Below are 18,036 nucleotides of genomic sequence, written 5' to 3'. Positions count from 1 at the left end.
TACAAGGTGGAAAAGAAAAACCAAGCATTCATTCCATGGCTAAAATCTCTGCTTACCAATCAGTCAAAAGATAAAAAAGCAAAATACCAATACATGACGGTCATACTCGTCCTTGGTGTAGGATTCATTTTATTCGGAAATCTGTTCTTTGGAGAAGACAGTGCAAGCTCTCCAGGTGGCGGCGTCCTGCCAGCCATGAAGCAGCAAGAACCGGAAGATGAACCGGTATTTGGACAAAATGACGATGCCAACGCACCTTCTACTATCTCTGATTACGAGGCAAGCTTTGAGAATCAGTTGAAAGATGCACTGGAGGCAATCACAGGAGTTAATGACGTATCTGTCGTCGTAAATATCGATGCTTCCGAAAAGAAAGTCTTTCAGACAAACAAAACCACCTCACAGCAAACAACCGTCGAAACTGACCAGCAAGGTGGGAAACGCGATGTCACTGATACCTCAGAAGAAGAACAAGTCCTCGTCATCAGGAAAAATGAACAAGAAATTCCGGTCGTAACCGAAACCAAAAAACCGGTCATACGCGGAGTTCTGATTGTAGCAAAGGGCGCTGAAAATATACATGTAAAACAAATGATTTTGGACGCTGTCACAAGAGTGCTAGACGTACCACAGCACAAAGTAGCAGTACTTCCAAAAAAATCTGAGGGGGAATAATCCATGTTATTAAAAAAACAAACCGTTTGGTTACTAACGATGTTAAGTCTCGTTTTCGTCTTATCCGCTTACTACTTTATCGGTGATCAACAAGCCGGCGAACAACTGGCAAATGACGCCACAGAACAGCCTGCAGCAACGGAAACCGCTGAAAATCACGGCGGTGAAGAAGGCGAAACAGCTGGAACTGATGGCGAAGAAGGAACAGAAGGAACTGAAGGTGAGGAAGCGGTTGAAGGGGAAGAAGCTGCAGAGGAAGACGGCAGTGCTGTAGTAAAATACATCTCTTCAGACGAGACATTAGCAGAAATGCGCTATGAACTAGAAAACCTTCGCAGCGTTCATCGTGCAGAATTAAAAGAAATGATGGCAAGCACAGATCTACCAGCAGAAGAAATCTCCAAAGCAGTTGACCAATACAACGAACTTGCCCAAATCTCTGAAAAAGAACTAATTCTAGAATCCACCATCCGCTCCCACAAGGACGTAGATGATGCACTTGTACGCGTAACAGACGGCAAAATCCGAGTAACAGTCAAAACAGCAGCACACTCGCCACAAATGGCAAACGACATCTACCACATGGTGCGCCAAGAATTCAAAGATGTACGTAACGAAGACATCGCATTCGACTTCCCACCAGTAACAGAAGAAGGCGGCGAATAATATAAGTTATACAAAGTGCCGAAGCCCTGGGAATAGTGGGGGCTTCGGTTTTTTCGTTTACACTCCCCCTATCCACCACACACAAAATCCCCTATAATAATAACTAAAGCGTTTTCATCATCCTGACAAAGCAACACGCACCCTAAATTCGCCCAACTACCCAAATTTAGCACTAGGTAATAATATCTATTACTATTTTTAGTTGAATTTCAGGAGCTTGTATCGTATGATGAATATGAACTATTTTGTTAAAATGTACATAGCAACATCTAAGCTATAACTAAGCTACATCTAAGCAACACTAGCAACATCAACGCAGCAACTAATCATCAAAAGGACCGAGGAGTGAACGAAATATGTTAAAGATCCAAGAAATCAGAGAAATTATTAAGTTGATTGACCAATCCAATATAGATGAATTCACGTATGAAAATGAAGGTTCCAAAATCAAAATGAAGAAGCATGCGGCGCAAACTGTCGTGAGCACACAACAAGTAGCTGCACCAGCACCACAAGCGGCACCGCAACAACAGGCACAAGCACCACAAGCGCCTGCTCAACAAGTTCAAACACCAGCTGCAGAAACGAAACAAGAAGCAGCACCAAAACAAGAAGACGCGAACCTACATAAAATCACATCCCCGATGGTTGGAACGTTCTATGCTTCTCCTTCACCGGATCAAGCGGCATATGTACAAGAAGGCGATAAAGTTGGAGAAAACTCTGTCGTTTGTATCGTAGAAGCGATGAAATTGTTCAATGAGATTGAAGCAGAAGTCAAGGGCGAAATTGTCGAGGTTCTGGTTGATAATGGCCAATTAGTAGAATACGGTCAACCTTTATTCCTTGTAAAAACAGTATAAGGAGGGGGCGACACTCATGATTAAAAAATTATTGATTGCCAATAGAGGAGAAATTGCGGTACGAATCATTCGTGCATGTAAAGAAATGGATATAGAAACAGTTGCTGTGTATTCGGAGGCGGATAAAGAATCCCTTCATGTACAGTTGGCAGACGAAGCGTATTGTGTCGGCCCAAAAACGTCAAAAGACAGCTACCTTAATTTTACGAACATCATTAGCGTAGCAAAGCTTACGGCGTCAGATGCTATCCACCCTGGATATGGATTCCTTGCGGAGAATGCGGACTTTGCAGAGCTTTGCCGAGAGTGTAACATTACATTTGTAGGTCCGAGTCCTGAAGCGATCAGCAAGATGGGGACGAAAGATGTTGCGCGTGAAACGATGCGTAAAGCTGGCGTGCCGATTGTTCCCGGTTCACAAGGGATCATTGAGAACATCAATGATGGTATCTCCATTGCTAATGACATCGGATATCCTGTTATCATCAAAGCAACGGCAGGCGGAGGCGGAAAAGGTATCCGTGTTGCGAGAAATGAAGAGGAACTGAAAAAGGGTATCTCCATCACGCAACAGGAAGCGGCAACTGCTTTCGGTAATCCTGGCGTGTACTTGGAAAAATTCATTGAAGATTTCCGTCACGTAGAAATTCAAGTAATGGCAGATGGTCATGGTAATACGATCCACCTTGGTGAGCGTGATTGCTCTATCCAACGTCGTCTGCAGAAGCTTGTAGAGGAAACACCTTCACCTGTGCTGGATGAAGAAATTCGCGCTCAAATGGGTGACGCGGCAGTAAAAGCTGCTGAAGCAGTGGACTATATGGGTGCAGGTACGATAGAATTTATTTATGACTATCAAAATAGAAAATTCTACTTCATGGAAATGAACACCCGTATCCAAGTAGAGCATCCTGTTACGGAAATGGTGACAGGGGTGGATCTAATTAAGGAAATGATTCGGGTTGCATCTGGTGAAACATTATCTCTTAAGCAAGAAGATGTCGTGTTCAACGGCTGGTCGATTGAGTGCCGTATTAATGCTGAAAATCCAGAAAAGAACTTTATGCCTTCCCCTGGGAAGATTGAAATGTACCTTCCTCCAGGTGGTCTTGGCGTTCGAGTGGATTCGGCAGTTTACCCTGGTTACAGCATACCGCCATATTACGATTCCATGGTGGCAAAGCTAATCACTTATGGAGCAACACGTGAAGAAGCTGTCTCACGAATGAAACGTGCATTAAGCGAATTTATTATTGAAGGCGTTCATACTACGATACCTTTCCATCTGAAATTAATGGATCACGAAAAGTTCAAAGATGGGGATTTTAATACGAAATTTCTTGAGAAATATGATGTCATGAATTCTTAACTATATTTAGGAGGGTTAATTATGAGCGAAAGAAACTTATTGGAAATGGAAAACAACAACTCACTAGGCAAAGTCGAAATTGCTCCTGAAGTCATTGAAGTTATTGCCGGCATTGCTGCTTCCGAAGTAGAAGGGGTCATGTCGATGCGTGGTAACTTCGCTGCAGGTGTGGTAGAGAGACTTGGGAAAAAGAATCACGGTAAAGGTGTAAAAGTCGATCTTTCCGAAGAAGGCATTAAAGTGGATGTATTTTGTGTGATGCAGTTCGGCATCTCCATTCCTACAGTTGCCCAAAAAGTACAAGATAACATCCGCCAAGCATTATTGAATATGACTGCTTTAGAAATTACAGAAGTGAATATTCATGTAGTAGGAGTGCAGTTTGAAACTCAAAAAAATGAAGTAGAAGTAGAGCAAGAAATTTAATATGACGTCACCTTGTAGGCACTCTCATTAGAAGGGTGTCTACAATTTTTTTGTTTAAGTAAGGTTCCACCTAAGTTTCCCTTGTGTTCCCCCACATAATTAGGGTACAATTTTAGTCGCTACTTTTAACTAGACTTTCTTGAAAAGTATAGTAGAGTATTATCTCGGTAAAGATGAAACTGACATTATTAAATAGAAGAATGAGACCTTTTGAGCTCCCCCAGAGCAAATGTGAAAACGGTTAATTCCGAACATTTAATGAAAACATAATCAGTTTGTATGTAATTTAGCTAAAAAACGAATGAAAAACATGTGTTTTTTGATAAAAATGTGCTATTATCTTTTTATACTAGTATAGGCACGATAAGGAGATCGAACAATGAAACGTAGTGTATCAAGAGAAAAGGCGCTTCAAGCCATTTTTCAAATGGATTTAAGTGATATTGCGCCTGATGAAGCAATCACAAATGTATTAGAAGAAGGGGAAAAGCCGGATGATTTCCTAAGCAGTATCGTGTTTGGCACGAAAGAGCATCAGGAAGAAATCGATTCCACGTTGAAATCCCACTTGGAAAAATGGTCACTAGATCGTCTGGGAACAGTGGACCGTACCATTCTTCGCATGACAGTTTTTGAAATGATGTTTGTCGAAGAGATTCCGGTTAATGTCAGCATGAATGAAGCAATCGAACTTGCGAAAACATTTGGTGATGACAAATCAAGCGGATTTATTAACGCAGTCCTTTCTAAAGTAAAAACTACCATTGAAAATAATGCATAAGTAGTAGCATAAAAGGGGGAGCTATTCATGTCAGCAGTTATAGTATCAGGTAAAGATCTTGCAGTGGAGAAAAGAGCTTTTATTAAAGAGAAGGTTTCTGAGCTACATAAGGAAAAGAATATCCAACCAAGCTTGGCTGTGATTTTGGTAGGGCAGGACCCTGCTTCACAATCCTATGTTAGAGCAAAACAGAAAGCATGCGAGGAAGCTGGAATTCGAAGCATATTGGAAGAGTACCCAAGTTCTATTACGCAACAAGAATTGTTGGATAGAATAAGCCATTTTAACGGAGATGCTTCCGTGCATGGCATTTTGGTACAGCTGCCTTTGCCTGATCATATTGATGAACTGGCTGTTATTGAACATATTTCCCCTAATAAAGATGTAGATGGGTTTCATCCTGTCAATATCGGCAGAATGATGATTGATCAGAAATCATTCCTTCCTTGTACGCCTTATGGAATAGTGGAAATGATTAAATCCCTTGATGTTTCTATTTCCGGTAAGCATGTTGTGGTAATCGGAAGAAGTAATATAGTAGGCAAGCCGGTTGGCCAATTGCTTTTAAAAGAAGATGCTACCGTCACTTATTGTCATTCTCGTACAAAGGATTTGGCTTCCATTACCAAGCAGGCCGATATTTTGATTGCGGCAGTTGGTCGTGCAAAGCTAATTGGTCCTGAATATGTGAAAGATGGCGCAATCGTGATTGATGTCGGGGTCAATAGACTTGAGACCGGAAAACTGTGTGGAGATGTGGACTTTGAATCGGTGAAAGAAAAAGCAAGCTTTATCACACCTGTTCCTGGAGGGGTCGGTCCAATGACGATTACGATGTTGCTGCACAATACGCTACAATCAGCACAAAATGAGGCGAGTGAAAACAAGACGTTTTCCAGTTAATATGGTATCTTAGAAGATGGATGGGACTTAAGGTTCTTCCGTCTTTTTTTCGTATGACCATGCTTCAAAAAGGAGTTAACGAATATGAGTGAACGCAGATACTTAACGGTTACTGCTCTAACGAAATACATAAAAAGAAAATTTGATGTGGACCCTCATTTGCAAGATGTATGGCTGAAAGGGGAAATATCCAATTTCAAGCAACATAGCAGAGGGCATATGTACTTTACCCTGAAAGACCAAAACGCACGACTCCAGGTTGTCATGTTTGCAGGGCAAAATCGCAACCTTGCCTTCAAGCCGCAAGAAGGAATGAAGGTCCTTGTTCGTGGAGAAGTTACGGTCTATGAAGCAAACGGGTCCTATCAGATGTACATAAAAGAAATGCAGCCTGATGGTGTCGGCAGCCTGTTTTTAGCCTATGAGGAGTTGAAAAAGAAGCTTTCCCAGGAAGGTTTGTTTTCATCTGAATACAAAAAAACGCTGCCCAAATACCCGTGTGCTGTAGGCGTGATCACCTCGCCAACAGGAGCGGCGGTCAGGGATATCATCACCACCTTGAAAAGAAGATATCCACTAACAAAAATAATCGTTATTCCTGCTCTAGTACAAGGCGTGAATGCTGCTCCATCCATTGTGAAGGCCATTCAAACCGCTAACAAAATGCCTGATCTTGATGTGCTTATCGTGGGCCGTGGCGGAGGATCCATTGAAGAGTTATGGGCCTTTAATGAAGAAGTGGTAGCTAGAGAAATTTTCGCTTCAAAGCTACCGATTATTTCAGCCGTTGGTCATGAAACGGACTTTACGATAGCAGACTTTGTAGCGGATATGCGCGCGCCGACACCAACTGCTGCGGCGGAATTGGCTGTCCCCCATATCAATGAACTGATGGAGCGCTTGTCAGATCGTAAATTCCGATTGCACAGTGCTTCCAACAAATTGATGCAGCATTATAAGGACAGGTTGACAGCACTGCAGAAATCGTATGCGTTCAGGTTTCCTAAAAATCTATATGCACAAAAGCAGCAGGATCTTGATCGGACCATGGATGATCTCGAGGCGGCCATGAAAAGAATGGTGGAACGAAAGCATGTAAAATGGGAGCAACTCGCTGGATTACTCGCTAGAAACCATCCGAAAAAGCAATGGGAAGCAGAAAAGCTTACACTAGAACAGCAGACAAAATTACTTACAAAGCAAATGCAGCAGACACTACAAAAGAAACAATGGGAATTCCAACATAAAATATCCAAGATGGATGCCTTAAGCCCTCTTAAAATCATGAACAGAGGATATAGCCTTGCTTACCAAGAAGATGGCACCATTATTAAAAATGTGAATCAGGCAGAAAAAGGAGATACCATTCAGGTTCACCTTCAAGATGGCCGGTTAGAATGTGAAGTACAAGATGTAAAGGAGCGAAAAGGAAATGACTGAAAAAAAGGACGTTACATTTGAAGAAGCAATGAAAGGTTTAGAAAATATTGTGGAAAAGCTTGAAGAAGGAGATGTTCCATTAGAAGAAGCCATTTCTTTTTACAAAGAAGGGATGAAATTGTCCAAGCTTTGTCATGACAAACTTTCTCACGTAGAGGCAGAAATGGAACAGATCCTAAAAGAAAACGGCGAATTGGAGTCATTCCAAGTACAGGAGGATGAAGCTTAATTGTCACAGGTGATGGATTTGCAAACTTTTATGAAAGATAGAAAGAAGTTGGTGGAGGACGCACTTTTTTCTTATATGAAATCTGTTGAAGCACCAGAAGTTCTACTTGAATCCATGAACTATTCCTTGAAAGCAGGAGGGAAAAGACTTCGCCCTTTATTAGTGCTTGCTACGTTGAAATCTTTTGGGAAACCTGAAGAATTTGGAATCCCAGTAGCATGTGCAGTGGAGATGATACACACCTATTCTTTGGTTCACGATGATCTGCCAAGCATGGATGATGACGACTTTAGACGCGGAAAGCCGACTAATCATAAAGTGTATGGTGAAGCGATGGCAATATTGGCCGGTGACGCCTTGCTTACGCATAGCTTTGAGGTTATGGAAGATCTATTGAATCTAGACGTCAAGCCAATGAAAGTTGTCACTCTAATGAAAGAGTTAGCCAAAGCTGCAGGGCCAAGAGGGATGGTCGGAGGACAAGTTGCGGATATGGAGGGTGAAGGAGCACAGCTCTCGCTTCAGGACCTTGAGTATATACATAGAAACAAAACCGGAAAACTTCTCGGATATAGCATTGTGGCAGGTGCGATACTGGGGGATGCAACAGAAGAACAGATTTCCAAGTTGGAGCAATTCGGCGACCACCTTGGTCTTGCATTCCAGATCAGGGATGACATTCTTGATATTGAAGGAGATGCATCCAAAATTGGCAAGCCGGTAGGTTCAGACACCCAGAACGAAAAAACGACCTATCCTTCTCTTCTCACGATGAATGGCGCGAAAGAAAAACTGGAATATCATATTAATGAAGCAAAACATATACTAGCTGACATTCCGTTAGAATCTGATCTTTTAGTGCAACTTTGCGACTTGATTGCCAAAAGGGACCATTAATCGACAAAAGTAGCGGTCAAAATTGAGCATTTCCTCTTTTTGTGGTATAGTATATGGTACAAATGAGTGGTGCAGTATTCTAGTCAGTCCACCTTTTCTGAAGGCGGGCCTAAAAATCCGCTAAAGGGCACATCGATGAAGTTCCTTGTGTCGGCTTGAGGCGCCCAGCCTTGGGTTGATGCTGGGAGTTAAGGTAGTAGGGCGATCCACAATGGCATGTGGGCGAAGACCCTACTTCCGTGGAGGCCCATTCTTACTCTTGTTATTCCCCTAGGGGAGCAAGTAGTGGAATGGTGATAAACCTGCTATATGTCTAACTGGGTTAGGCATATACAGCGTAGCCTGCCTTGAGTGGAGTCGGAGGGGATTATGGTATGGGATCTATTCACTAGGCCGGTGAATCTATCTATGTATTCCATATGAAATCCGTTCTGCAAAAGAGGCTAAGATCTGGTTAAGGGCTGTAGAGGAAAACTCCTAGACTGTTCTGAAATTAAGACATGTATTGGGGATTATAGTGCGGACTAAGTGGTAATCCAGTCTAGTCGCTGGCGACACGGCTAAGGCAGGTTTAAAGGGAAACCGCCAGTATGGCGACATCTGGTACTTGCTTGGGAAAACCTACTGGACCTAAGCCGCAGTTTTTACTCAATGCATGACCACTTTTACATAATAAACATTGAAGTTTGGTGGATTAATAATAATTGTCTATAATAAAATGTAGGATAACTACAAAAGCTTACTTATATAGAGTTGGGATTTTATACTATGGTTAATAAATGGAAAGATGCAATAAATTGGAGTTTAGCTATCGCCGTTATCACACTCGTGTTAGCGGCTATTTTTTCAATCGTTTCTACTTATCTGCTCTCAGGAGTAACATGGGCAGTGGGAATGGTCATCGTGTTTATCATCGTTTTTATCGGAATATTCTTCGATATGCTGGGTATTGCATCCACAGCAGCAGATGAAATACCTTTTCATGCCATGGCAGCAGAAAGGGTAAACGGTTCCAAGCAAGCTATACAAATTGTCAGGAATGCCGATAGGTTTGCAAGTTTTTGTAATGACGTTATCGGCGATATTTCTGGGATCATCAGCGGGACCGCATCTGCTATAGTTGTCATTTCCTTTACCCTATCAGTCGGGCAAAGAGAGGACTCACTGTTCCACTATATTGTCGCAGTTGTATTCACAAGCGTAGTGGCAGCTGTTACAGTTGGTGGAAAGGCTTTCGGAAAGTCCATGGCAATCCGGTATTCCACGCCAATACTGTTTCAAGTGGGAAGACTGTTTTATATACTAGAAGACAAGTTCAATATCGTGGTTTTGAAAGATAATAAAAAGCGTAAAAATAAGCGAAATTAGCAAGGAAAGAGAGTGATCCCTTTTGGATCTTACAAAGATTGAAAATCCGCAATTTTTAAAGAAAATGTCAATAGATGAATTGGAGAGCCTTAGTGAGGATATCAGACGTTTTTTGATTGAGCAGCTCTCCACATCAGGCGGCCATATCGGGCCAAACCTTGGGGTAGTTGAACTTACTGTTGCACTGCACAAAGTATTTGATAGCCCTAAAGACAAGTTTTTATGGGATGTTGGGCACCAGGCTTACGTTCATAAAATTTTGACAGGTAGAGCCTGTGATTTTGGTACGTTGCGTAAATATAAAGGTCTATGTGGGTTTCCGAAAAGGAATGAGAGCGAGCATGACGCTTGGGAGACTGGACATTCTTCCACTTCTCTTTCCGGAGCGATGGGTATGGCTGCTGCAAGAGACATTAAAGGAACAGATGAGTATGTTATTCCGATCATCGGCGATGGTGCTTTGACTGGCGGAATGGCTCTGGAAGCCCTCAATCATATTGGACACGAAAAGAAAGACATGATTGTCATCTTGAATGATAATGAAATGTCGATTGCGCCGAATGTTGGTGCCTTGCACAGCGCGCTTGGAAGAATGCGTACGGCCGGTAAATACAATTGGGTAAAAGACGAACTGGAAGTGCTTCTTAAGAAAATACCTGCAGTTGGCGGGAAACTGGCGTCAACGGCTGAGCGCATCAAAGACAGTTTGAAGTACCTTGTTGTAAGCGGCATGTTTTTCGAAGAACTTGGTTTTACTTACTTGGGACCTATTGATGGACATAACTACAACGATTTAATTGAAAATCTTAAATATGCGAAGAAAACAGAAGGGCCGGTCCTGATCCATGTTGTAACGAAAAAAGGAAAAGGCTATGAACCGGCTGAACTGGACACGATCGGTACGTGGCATGGAACAGGGCCATATAAAATCGAAACTGGTGACTTCCTGAAGCCTGTTGGCGGACCGCCGGCGTGGAGCAGTGTAGTTAGTGAAACAGTACGAAAATTGGCGCGCGAAGACGAGCGTATTGTCGCTCTGACACCTGCAATGCCTGTAGGATCTAAGCTTGAAGGTTTTGCAAAAGAATTCCCAGACCGCATGTTTGATGTGGGAATCGCCGAGCAGCATGCTGTCACCATGGCAGCAGGGCTTGCAACGCAAGGAATGAAACCGTTCCTGGCCATTTATTCTACCTTCCTCCAACGAGGGTACGACCAAGTAGTGCATGATGTCTGCCGTCAAAACTTGAATGTCTTCTTTGGAATTGACCGTTCCGGTTTGGTTGGGGAAGATGGTGAAACGCATCAAGGTGTTTTTGACATCGCATTTTTAAGGCATCTACCGAACATGGTTCTTATGATGCCAAAAGACGAGAATGAAGGCCAGCACATGGTGTATACGGCAAATAAGTATAATGACGGTCCAATTGCACTTCGCTATCCACGCGGTAACGGATTGGGTGTTAAAATGGACGAGGAATTAAAAGAAATTCCGATTGGTTCATGGGAAGTTTTGAAAGAAGGAACAGACGCTGTCATCTTGACATTCGGAACGACAATCGGAATGGCACTTGAAGCTGCTGAATATCTGAAAAAAGAAAACTTGTCGGTAAAAGTAGTCAATGCAAGATTCATCAAACCGATGGATGAGGCGTTATTGCATGACCTCTTCAAATCAGGCATGCCTTTTGTAACGATTGAAGAAGCGGTCCTTCAAGGTGGATTCGGCAGTGCGGTTGTTGAATTTGCAAGCGATAATGGGTACACAAACCGTGTGGTAAGAATGGGAATTCCAGATCGCTTCATTGAACATGGAAGTGTGAAGGAGCTGCTACAGGAAATAGATTTAACAACAGAAAAAGTCGTGGAAAACGTTAAATTAATTGCAGCTAGAAGAAAACAAAAAAGGGCTTAAGGATATATGGCGAAAAAAGAACGAGTAGATGTCCTTTTGGTGGAGCGCGGTCTTGTGGAAACACGCGAAAAAGCGAAGCGCTCCATTATGGCAGGACTTGTATATTCAAATGAACAACGGCTGGACAAGCCAGGTGAAAAAGTAGCAATGGATGCACCTCTGACTGTCAAAGGCAATGTGTTGCCATATGTAAGTCGAGGCGGTTTAAAACTGGAAAAAGCGCTTAAAGTCTTTGACTTGGACGTGAAGGATAAGATATTGCTTGATATCGGTGCTTCTACAGGCGGATTCACCGATTGTGCCCTTCAAAATGGTGCAAAGTTAAGCTACGCACTTGATGTAGGATACAATCAACTTGCATGGAAACTCCGTCAAGATGAACGAGTTGTCGTGATGGAGCGAACCAACTTCAGATACGTTACACCGGTTGATTTAAATGAAGGTATGCCGGATTTTGCGAGCATTGATGTATCATTTATCTCACTGAAATTAATTTTACCAGTCTTAAAGAGCTTGCTCGTATCTGGCAGCGACGTAGTTGCGCTTGTTAAGCCTCAGTTTGAGGCAGGAAGAGAGCAGGTCGGCAAGAAAGGTATTGTCCGCGACCCGAAGATACATGAAGCGGTGATGGATAAGATTATTGACTTCAGCTTGAAGGAAGGGTATGAAGTGATGAATGCCTCTTACTCACCTATTAAGGGAGGAGAGGGAAACATTGAGTTCCTCCTTCATTTGCAATGGAACGGACATACAGAAGAAACCGCAGAAAATAATCTCGAAACTTCCATATCCGCTCTAGTTGCAGATGCGCACCTACAATTGAAGGTCGAAAAAGGGGAATAACTATTACGATGGTTGTTCCTTTTTTCTTTTACATATTGAAAGGTTTCCATTAACATAAAGCTAGGTTATATAGATTATTAAGGGGTGCCAACATGACAAAGGGCCAAAGACACATAAAAATTAGAGAATTAATTACAAACAGCGAGATCGAAACGCAAGACGAGCTTGTCGATCGTCTGAAAAGCTTAGGTTTCAATGTAACCCAAGCAACTGTTTCAAGGGATATTAAAGAGCTTCATCTTGTAAAAGTTCCGCTTCTAGACGGCAGATATAAATACAGCCTCCCAGCAGATCAACGCTTTAATCCTCTGCAAAAACTGAAACGTTCTTTGATGGATGCGTTTGTGAAAATAGATATAGCAGGTCATATGATTGTGATGAAAACGATGCCGGGCAATGCAAATGCCATCGGTGTTTTAATTGATAATCTGGATTGGTCGGAAATTCTGGGGACCATTTGCGGTGACGATACATGTTTGATTATTTGCCGCACACCGGAGGATGCAAAAGAGCTATCCGACCGCTTTATTAATATGCTATAAAATCACGCGAGGATGTGATGGTATGATTGCTGAATTAACCATTAAAAATTTTGCTATTATTGAATCCCTTTCTGTTTCTTTTGACAAAGGGTTAACGGTTTTAACCGGGGAGACCGGAGCGGGTAAATCCATTATCATTGATGCCATCCACTTGCTGGCGGGTGGACGTGGTTCACATGAGTTCGTCCGTTTCGGTGAAAAACGAGCGGAACTCGAAGGCTTGTTCCTTCTTGAAGATGAGAAGCATCCTGCCTATAGAGTTTGTCAGGAGCTTGGTATTGAGATAGAAGACGAGATGGTTGTCTTGAGACGGGAAATTCATGCTACAGGCAAAAGTGTTTGCCGTGTTAATGGAAAGCTTGTCACCATAGCCCTGTTACGGGAAGTCGGTCAGACATTGGTGGACATTCATGGGCAGCACGAACACCAGGAACTGATGGACCCGGACTTGCATCTTTCGCTTTTAGATCAGTTTGGAGGAGCGGCTGTTCAAAAGGAACTTAAAGAGTATAGGAACATTTATTCATCTTTTAAGGATGTAGAAAAAAGGCTGCTTGAACTCACGGAAAATGAACAAAAGGTTGCACATCGACTTGATTTGTTGCAGTTCCAAGCAGAAGAAATCAGCAATGTGCAATTAACCGTCAATGAAGAAGACGAGCTGCTCGAGGAACGGAATAAAATCAGTAACTATGAACGACTTTACCAATCGCTCAACAACTGTTACCATGCGATGCACGGCGAACAAAAGGGACTTGATTGGGTCGGACAAGCCATGTCTGAATCCGAGGGTCTCGAAGAAATCGATAAAAACCTTAAAGATGTTCACGAAATCATTTCCAATTCTTATTATCAATTAGAAGAACTATCTTATCGTATTAGAGATGAAATAGATCAGCTTGAGTTTGATCCAAACCGCCTTGATTTTATTGAAGGAAGACTGAATGAAATCAAACAATTGAAACGGAAATACGGAACTACGGTTGCTGAAGTCTTAGAATATGCTTCGAAAATAGAAGAGGAGCTAGAGACGCTGCAAAACCGTGATTCGCACATTCACCAGCTGCAGGAGTCTCTTGAGTCGCTTAAACAAGATCTTGCACTTGAAGCAAAATCGCTTACTGATGCCCGTAGAAAAGCCTCAGAGAAACTAATGAAGAGCATTCATAAAGAGCTCAAAGACCTGTACTTGGAAAAAGCTATTTTTGATGTGAACATGGACGTGAAAAAGGAAAAGGCGTCAGGTGATGCGGTGTTTAGTAAAAACGGCGTGGATGTTGTGGAGTTCTACCTTACAACAAACCCGGGGGAACCATTGAAGCCGATGGCAAAAGTAGCTTCAGGCGGGGAACTTTCGAGGATCATGCTTGCATTGAAGAGTATCTTCTCAAGACACCAAGGGATCACTTCCATCATTTTTGATGAAGTCGATACAGGAGTCAGCGGCAGGGTGGCACAGGCTATCGCCGAGAAGATTTATCAGGTCTCGGTTGATTCACAAGTCCTTTGTATCTCCCACTTACCTCAAGTTGCTGCGATGTCAGACACCCATCTATTCATCAGCAAGGAAGTCTCCGGTGAACGCACGAAAACCAAAGTGCGCGGACTGGATCAGGACGAAAAGGTGCGTGAAATCGGCCGGATGATTTCTGGCGTGGAGATTACTTCGTTGACGAAGGAGCATGCACGCGAGTTGTTGGAGATTGCCGGGAGTATTAAGCAGGGGTAGGCATTTTACATTTAGAGAAGGCCGTTCGCATTTAAGATGTGGACGGTTTTTTTGTTGTTTAAGAAATTATAAAATAATGAAATGCTGGAATAGTCTGCAGAGTCATTCTTGTTCGAAAAGGAGGAGAAAGTCCTCATCGTCGATATGAAGACCTCAGTGACGAGGAAAAAGGAGGAGAGAAGTCCTCATCGCCGTTATGAAGACCTTAGTGACAAGGAAAAAGAAGGAGAGAGGGTCCTCATCGCCGTCATGAAGACCTCAGTGACGAGGAAAAAGGAGGAGAGAGGTCCTCATCACTGATATGAAGACCTTGGTGACAATGAATTTTCATTGAAATGGTCAAAGATGAAGCGCAAAGGCCAGATCCGGCCAAGTATTTGCCCTCGAGCCGCAAAAAGCGAAGCTACTTTCTCTCCAGAAGCTGTAGAAATGACCACATTTGCCCCTCGCGCTCCTTAAAATGCGAAGTCACTCGCAAAAATTCAACAATGACGCCTCCGAAGCCAACCCATATTTACATAATATTCCCCATCACTACTCCCAATTATTATCCCCATTCTCCTCATATAACATAACTATCCATAATGGGTAGCATTTAAATTAATATCGTTGTTATAAATGTAGCCGGACAAGGCAAAATTATATAATGTAGCCATGAATGGTGTGGGATAGGACCGAGGAGAGTGAAAATGTTTGAGAGAAGATATAATTAGAAAAATTGTTGGTGTATTTCTCCTTGTTTCAGTCATGGTATTATGTGTAAGTCAACCATTTAAAGAGTATGTCCAAATCCCAAATAAAATAACGATGTTTGAAGGGCAAGGGTTACATTTCCAGTCATCTGTTCCTGTGACTGCCAAGGTGAATGAAGATTCTTCCTCCTCTCTCGGGATTGAGGCAAACGATAAAACGTTAGCGTTCCAAGGCAAACAATCCGGGGAAGGTCAGGTTGTTTTACATCTGGCAGGTATCCCGGTTAAGCAAGTCAATGTAGATGTCATACCTGAATATAAAGTGTATCCTGGCGGTCAATCGATCGGCGTAAAGTTAAATACTTTAGGTGTACTGGTAGTGGGTCATCACCAAGTGGACACAGCAGATGGGAAAAAATCACCTGGAGAAATAGCGGGCATTCAGGTTGGCGATATCATCACGAAGATTAATGGGAAAACCATTGAACAAATGAGTGACGTTGCTCCTTTCGTACAAGAGTCCGGCAAAACCGGAAACCCCCTTGATGTTGTCATCACACGAGAAAAAGAAACCATTGAAACGAAACTTATTCCTTTAAAAGACAAGCAAGAAAGCTCCTTCAGAATTGGATTATATATACGGGATTCTGCAGCAGGTATTGGAACCATGACTTTTTATGACCCCATTACCATGAAATATGGAGCGTTAGGACACGTAATATCTGATATGGATACGAAAAAACCAATTATTGTTCAAGATGGACAAATCGTACGATCCACGGTAACTTCCATTGATAAAGGCAGTAATGGAGTTCCGGGAGAGAAGCTTGCGCGATTCTCTAGCGACCGTTCGGCCATTGGTGATATCTCTAGAAATAGTCCTTTCGGGATATTTGGAACCTTGCATAAAGATATTGAAAACGGTATTAGAGATAAAGCATTGCCGATTGCTTTATCCACTGAAGTAAAAGAAGGCCCTGCCAAGATCTTGACCGTGGTCGAAGGTGACAAGGTAGAAGAGTTTGATGTAGAGGTATTAAGCAGCATTCCTCAGAAATTCCCTGCTACAAAGGGGATGGTCATAAAGATTACGGACCCTGCCCTTTTGGAGAAAACGGGGGGAATCGTTCAAGGAATGAGCGGAAGTCCGATCATACAGAACGGAAAAGTAATCGGGGCGGTAACGCATGTTTTTGTAAATGACCCTACAAGCGGATATGGCGTTCATATTGAATGGATGCTGAATGAAGCTGGAATTGATATTTATAAAAAGGACAAAGAGAAGAAAGTGGGCTAACACAGCTCACTTTTTTTCTTTTGTTTTACGATAATTTACGTTAAAATGAAAAATATAAAGATTATTCGACATATCATCCAATAAATGTAATAGATTGCGGTTTACGTCGAATTTGAGAGTATTCTGGAGAAAAATAAAGATTTTATATAAAATTTACGGTTTTTCAAATTTTTTAAAGGAAAAGAGGTTGCATTGTCGAATTTAACAATTAGAATAAAATTAAATGCTTCATGCTTTTTAGAAAGTATAGGGACTGAGGAGGAAACTAGTTATATGAAAATTAAAGTATGTGTTGTAGATGATAACCGCGAATTAGTCGGTCTTTTGGAAGAGTATATTTCAGCGCAAGAGGACATGGAAGTTGTAGGGGTAGCTCACAATGGTCAAGAATGTCTTCAGTTGCTTCAAGATAAAAATCCGGACGTATTAGTGCTTGATATCATTATGCCTCACCTTGACGGCTTGGGAGTACTAGAAAAGATGCGTGGCCTGAACCTTGAGAAATCTCCTAATGTTATCATGTTAACTGCTTTTGGACAGGAAGATGTGACGAAGAAAGCGGTAGACTTGGGTGCCTCCTATTTCATCCTAAAACCGTTTGATATGGAAAACCTTGTTGGCAACATTCGTCAAGTAAGCGGAAAAGCATCACCTATCCTTAAGAGATCTAGTTCATCATCTGTTCGTTCCTCCAGCCCAGAAAATAAAGGTAGAAACCTTGATGCCAACATTACAAGCATCATTCATGAAATCGGCGTACCTGCTCATATTAAAGGTTACCTATACTTACGCGAAGCAATCTCGATGGTGTACAATGATATTGAATTGTTAGGATCCATTACGAAGGTTCTATATCCTGATATCGCTAAAAAGTACAATACCACAGCGAGTCGTGTAGAACGTGCCATTCGCCATGCGATTGAAGTTGCATGGTCGCGCGGAAATATCGACAGCATCTCTTCTCTGTTCGGTTATACAGTATCTATGTCAAAAGCAAAACCTACAAATAGTGAGTTCATTGCGATGGTTGCGGATAAGTTAAGACTAGAGCACAGAGCTTCTTGAGAGGGTTAGAAATAAGAAATACGAGCAAAATGAAAACCCAACATGCATATTTGTATGTTGGGTTTGTTTATGTTACATATATCAAATAATTAATATTACTCATTATTGCTGTTTCCGGATTCATTTCGTTCCAATTCTACAAGCTTTTGAACAAGGATATGTTGAGGAAGATGCATGACTTGTTCGATAGGCACATCCAAAGCCTCAGCAAGTTTTTGAGCGGTTTCAGCGGATATTTGTAATGGGCGCATTCTGTTCACCTCACTTCATCTAAAAATTTTACTAAATAATACGTACGTTTACAATTATTTCTGACAAGAAAGAAATAGAAAGGTG

19 protein-coding genes are annotated in these 18,036 nt (G+C 42.1%); 18 read left to right on the top strand and 1 reads right to left on the bottom strand.

The window, feature by feature from the left end; genetic code table 11:
* The first annotated feature begins 6 nt into the window (after positions 1–6).
* The 18 genes from spoIIIAG (at position 7) to spo0A (ending at position 17,700) form a co-directional block, all read left to right on the top strand.
* Entirely contained in the window at positions 7–675 is a 669-nt protein-coding gene (gene spoIIIAG, locus K7887_RS13865; protein ID WP_223489959.1) for a stage III sporulation protein AG, read from the top strand.
* A 3-nt stretch (positions 676–678) separates the two neighbouring features.
* Entirely contained in the window at positions 679–1,341 is a 663-nt protein-coding gene (locus K7887_RS13860; protein ID WP_223489958.1) for a SpoIIIAH-like family protein, read from the top strand.
* A gap of 356 nt (positions 1,342–1,697) precedes the next feature.
* Positions 1,698–2,204, top strand: a complete 507-nt coding sequence (gene accB, locus K7887_RS13855) for an acetyl-CoA carboxylase biotin carboxyl carrier protein (protein WP_223489956.1) — start codon at positions 1,698–1,700, stop codon at positions 2,202–2,204.
* A 16-nt stretch (positions 2,205–2,220) separates the two neighbouring features.
* Entirely contained in the window at positions 2,221–3,573 is a 1,353-nt protein-coding gene (accC, locus tag K7887_RS13850) for an acetyl-CoA carboxylase biotin carboxylase subunit (protein ID WP_223489954.1), read from the top strand.
* A gap of 21 nt (positions 3,574–3,594) precedes the next feature.
* Positions 3,595–3,999 (top strand): Asp23/Gls24 family envelope stress response protein, encoded by a 405-nt coding sequence (locus K7887_RS13845; protein WP_223489952.1) that lies wholly within the window; start codon positions 3,595–3,597, stop codon positions 3,997–3,999.
* 379 nt (positions 4,000–4,378) lie between these two features.
* Positions 4,379–4,780: a transcription antitermination factor NusB gene (gene nusB / locus K7887_RS13840; protein WP_223489950.1), complete on the top strand. Its 402-nt coding sequence runs from the start codon at positions 4,379–4,381 to the stop codon at positions 4,778–4,780.
* A gap of 27 nt (positions 4,781–4,807) precedes the next feature.
* Positions 4,808–5,683 (top strand): bifunctional methylenetetrahydrofolate dehydrogenase/methenyltetrahydrofolate cyclohydrolase FolD, encoded by an 876-nt coding sequence (folD, locus tag K7887_RS13835; protein WP_223489948.1) that lies wholly within the window; start codon positions 4,808–4,810, stop codon positions 5,681–5,683.
* A gap of 84 nt (positions 5,684–5,767) precedes the next feature.
* On the top strand, positions 5,768–7,123 hold the full coding sequence (xseA, locus tag K7887_RS13830) for an exodeoxyribonuclease VII large subunit (RefSeq protein WP_223489946.1): 1,356 nt from the start codon (positions 5,768–5,770) through the stop codon (positions 7,121–7,123).
* A complete protein-coding gene (locus tag K7887_RS13825) occupies positions 7,116–7,352 on the top strand; it encodes an exodeoxyribonuclease VII small subunit (protein ID WP_223489944.1) in 237 nt (78 codons plus the stop codon). The genes xseA and K7887_RS13825 overlap by 8 nt, the downstream gene beginning before the upstream one ends.
* Before the next feature lie 12 nt (positions 7,353–7,364).
* Positions 7,365–8,249 (top strand): polyprenyl synthetase family protein, encoded by an 885-nt coding sequence (locus K7887_RS13820; protein WP_223493657.1) that lies wholly within the window; start codon positions 7,365–7,367, stop codon positions 8,247–8,249.
* 768 nt (positions 8,250–9,017) lie between these two features.
* A complete protein-coding gene (locus K7887_RS13815; RefSeq protein WP_223489942.1) occupies positions 9,018–9,617 on the top strand; it encodes a hypothetical protein in 600 nt (199 codons plus the stop codon).
* 22 nt (positions 9,618–9,639) lie between these two features.
* Positions 9,640–11,532, top strand: coding sequence for a 1-deoxy-D-xylulose-5-phosphate synthase (dxs, locus tag K7887_RS13810; protein WP_223489940.1), 1,893 nt, complete (start codon positions 9,640–9,642; stop codon positions 11,530–11,532).
* A 6-nt stretch (positions 11,533–11,538) separates the two neighbouring features.
* On the top strand, positions 11,539–12,375 hold the full coding sequence (locus K7887_RS13805; protein WP_223489938.1) for a TlyA family RNA methyltransferase: 837 nt from the start codon (positions 11,539–11,541) through the stop codon (positions 12,373–12,375).
* Between the two features lie 92 nt (positions 12,376–12,467).
* Positions 12,468–12,917, top strand: a complete 450-nt coding sequence (ahrC, locus tag K7887_RS13800; RefSeq protein ID WP_010194884.1) for a transcriptional regulator AhrC/ArgR — start codon at positions 12,468–12,470, stop codon at positions 12,915–12,917.
* A gap of 22 nt (positions 12,918–12,939) precedes the next feature.
* Positions 12,940–14,646 carry a DNA repair protein RecN gene (recN, locus tag K7887_RS13795; RefSeq protein ID WP_223489936.1) on the top strand — a complete coding sequence of 569 codons (1,707 nt, stop codon included), beginning with the start codon at positions 12,940–12,942 and terminating at the stop codon, positions 14,644–14,646.
* 108 nt (positions 14,647–14,754) lie between these two features.
* Positions 14,755–14,946, top strand: a complete 192-nt coding sequence (locus tag K7887_RS13790; protein ID WP_223489934.1) for a hypothetical protein — start codon at positions 14,755–14,757, stop codon at positions 14,944–14,946.
* Positions 14,947–15,339: 393 nt separating this feature from the next.
* Entirely contained in the window at positions 15,340–16,635 is a 1,296-nt protein-coding gene (spoIVB, locus tag K7887_RS13785) for a SpoIVB peptidase (protein ID WP_223489932.1), read from the top strand.
* Positions 16,636–16,908: 273 nt separating this feature from the next.
* Positions 16,909–17,700 carry a sporulation transcription factor Spo0A gene (gene spo0A, locus K7887_RS13780; protein ID WP_088018747.1) on the top strand — a complete coding sequence of 264 codons (792 nt, stop codon included), beginning with the start codon at positions 16,909–16,911 and terminating at the stop codon, positions 17,698–17,700.
* A gap of 95 nt (positions 17,701–17,795) precedes the next feature.
* On the opposite strand, the gene K7887_RS13775 is transcribed toward spo0A, so the two are convergent.
* Entirely contained in the window at positions 17,796–17,951 is a 156-nt protein-coding gene (locus tag K7887_RS13775) for a YycC family protein (protein ID WP_010194889.1), read from the bottom strand.
* Between the last annotated feature and the right edge of the window lie 85 nt (positions 17,952–18,036).

It is taken from the genome of Sutcliffiella horikoshii, assembly GCF_019931755.1.
GTDB classification, from domain to species: domain Bacteria; phylum Bacillota; class Bacilli; order Bacillales; family Bacillaceae_I; genus Sutcliffiella_A; species Sutcliffiella_A horikoshii_E.
Note: the sequence above shows the minus strand (reverse complement) of the source record. Positions and strands in the feature narration are given on the sequence as shown.

Coding starts and splice junctions, on each gene's coding strand:
- folD (WP_223489948.1), top strand. CDS start 4,808: ATGTCAGCAGTTATAGTATCAGGTAAAGATCTTGCAGTGGAGAAAAGA.
- K7887_RS13820 (WP_223493657.1), top strand. CDS start 7,365: ATGGATTTGCAAACTTTTATGAAAGATAGAAAGAAGTTGGTGGAGGAC.
- recN (WP_223489936.1), top strand. CDS start 12,940: ATGATTGCTGAATTAACCATTAAAAATTTTGCTATTATTGAATCCCTT.
- ahrC (WP_010194884.1), top strand. CDS start 12,468: ATGACAAAGGGCCAAAGACACATAAAAATTAGAGAATTAATTACAAAC.
- K7887_RS13825 (WP_223489944.1), top strand. CDS start 7,116: ATGACTGAAAAAAAGGACGTTACATTTGAAGAAGCAATGAAAGGTTTA.
- accB (WP_223489956.1), top strand. CDS start 1,698: ATGTTAAAGATCCAAGAAATCAGAGAAATTATTAAGTTGATTGACCAA.
- K7887_RS13860 (WP_223489958.1), top strand. CDS start 679: ATGTTATTAAAAAAACAAACCGTTTGGTTACTAACGATGTTAAGTCTC.
- K7887_RS13805 (WP_223489938.1), top strand. CDS start 11,539: ATGGCGAAAAAAGAACGAGTAGATGTCCTTTTGGTGGAGCGCGGTCTT.
- K7887_RS13815 (WP_223489942.1), top strand. CDS start 9,018: ATGGTTAATAAATGGAAAGATGCAATAAATTGGAGTTTAGCTATCGCC.
- xseA (WP_223489946.1), top strand. CDS start 5,768: ATGAGTGAACGCAGATACTTAACGGTTACTGCTCTAACGAAATACATA.
- K7887_RS13845 (WP_223489952.1), top strand. CDS start 3,595: ATGAGCGAAAGAAACTTATTGGAAATGGAAAACAACAACTCACTAGGC.
- accC (WP_223489954.1), top strand. CDS start 2,221: ATGATTAAAAAATTATTGATTGCCAATAGAGGAGAAATTGCGGTACGA.
- K7887_RS13775 (WP_010194889.1), bottom strand. CDS start 17,951: ATGCGCCCATTACAAATATCCGCTGAAACCGCTCAAAAACTTGCTGAG.
- nusB (WP_223489950.1), top strand. CDS start 4,379: ATGAAACGTAGTGTATCAAGAGAAAAGGCGCTTCAAGCCATTTTTCAA.
- spo0A (WP_088018747.1), top strand. CDS start 16,909: ATGAAAATTAAAGTATGTGTTGTAGATGATAACCGCGAATTAGTCGGT.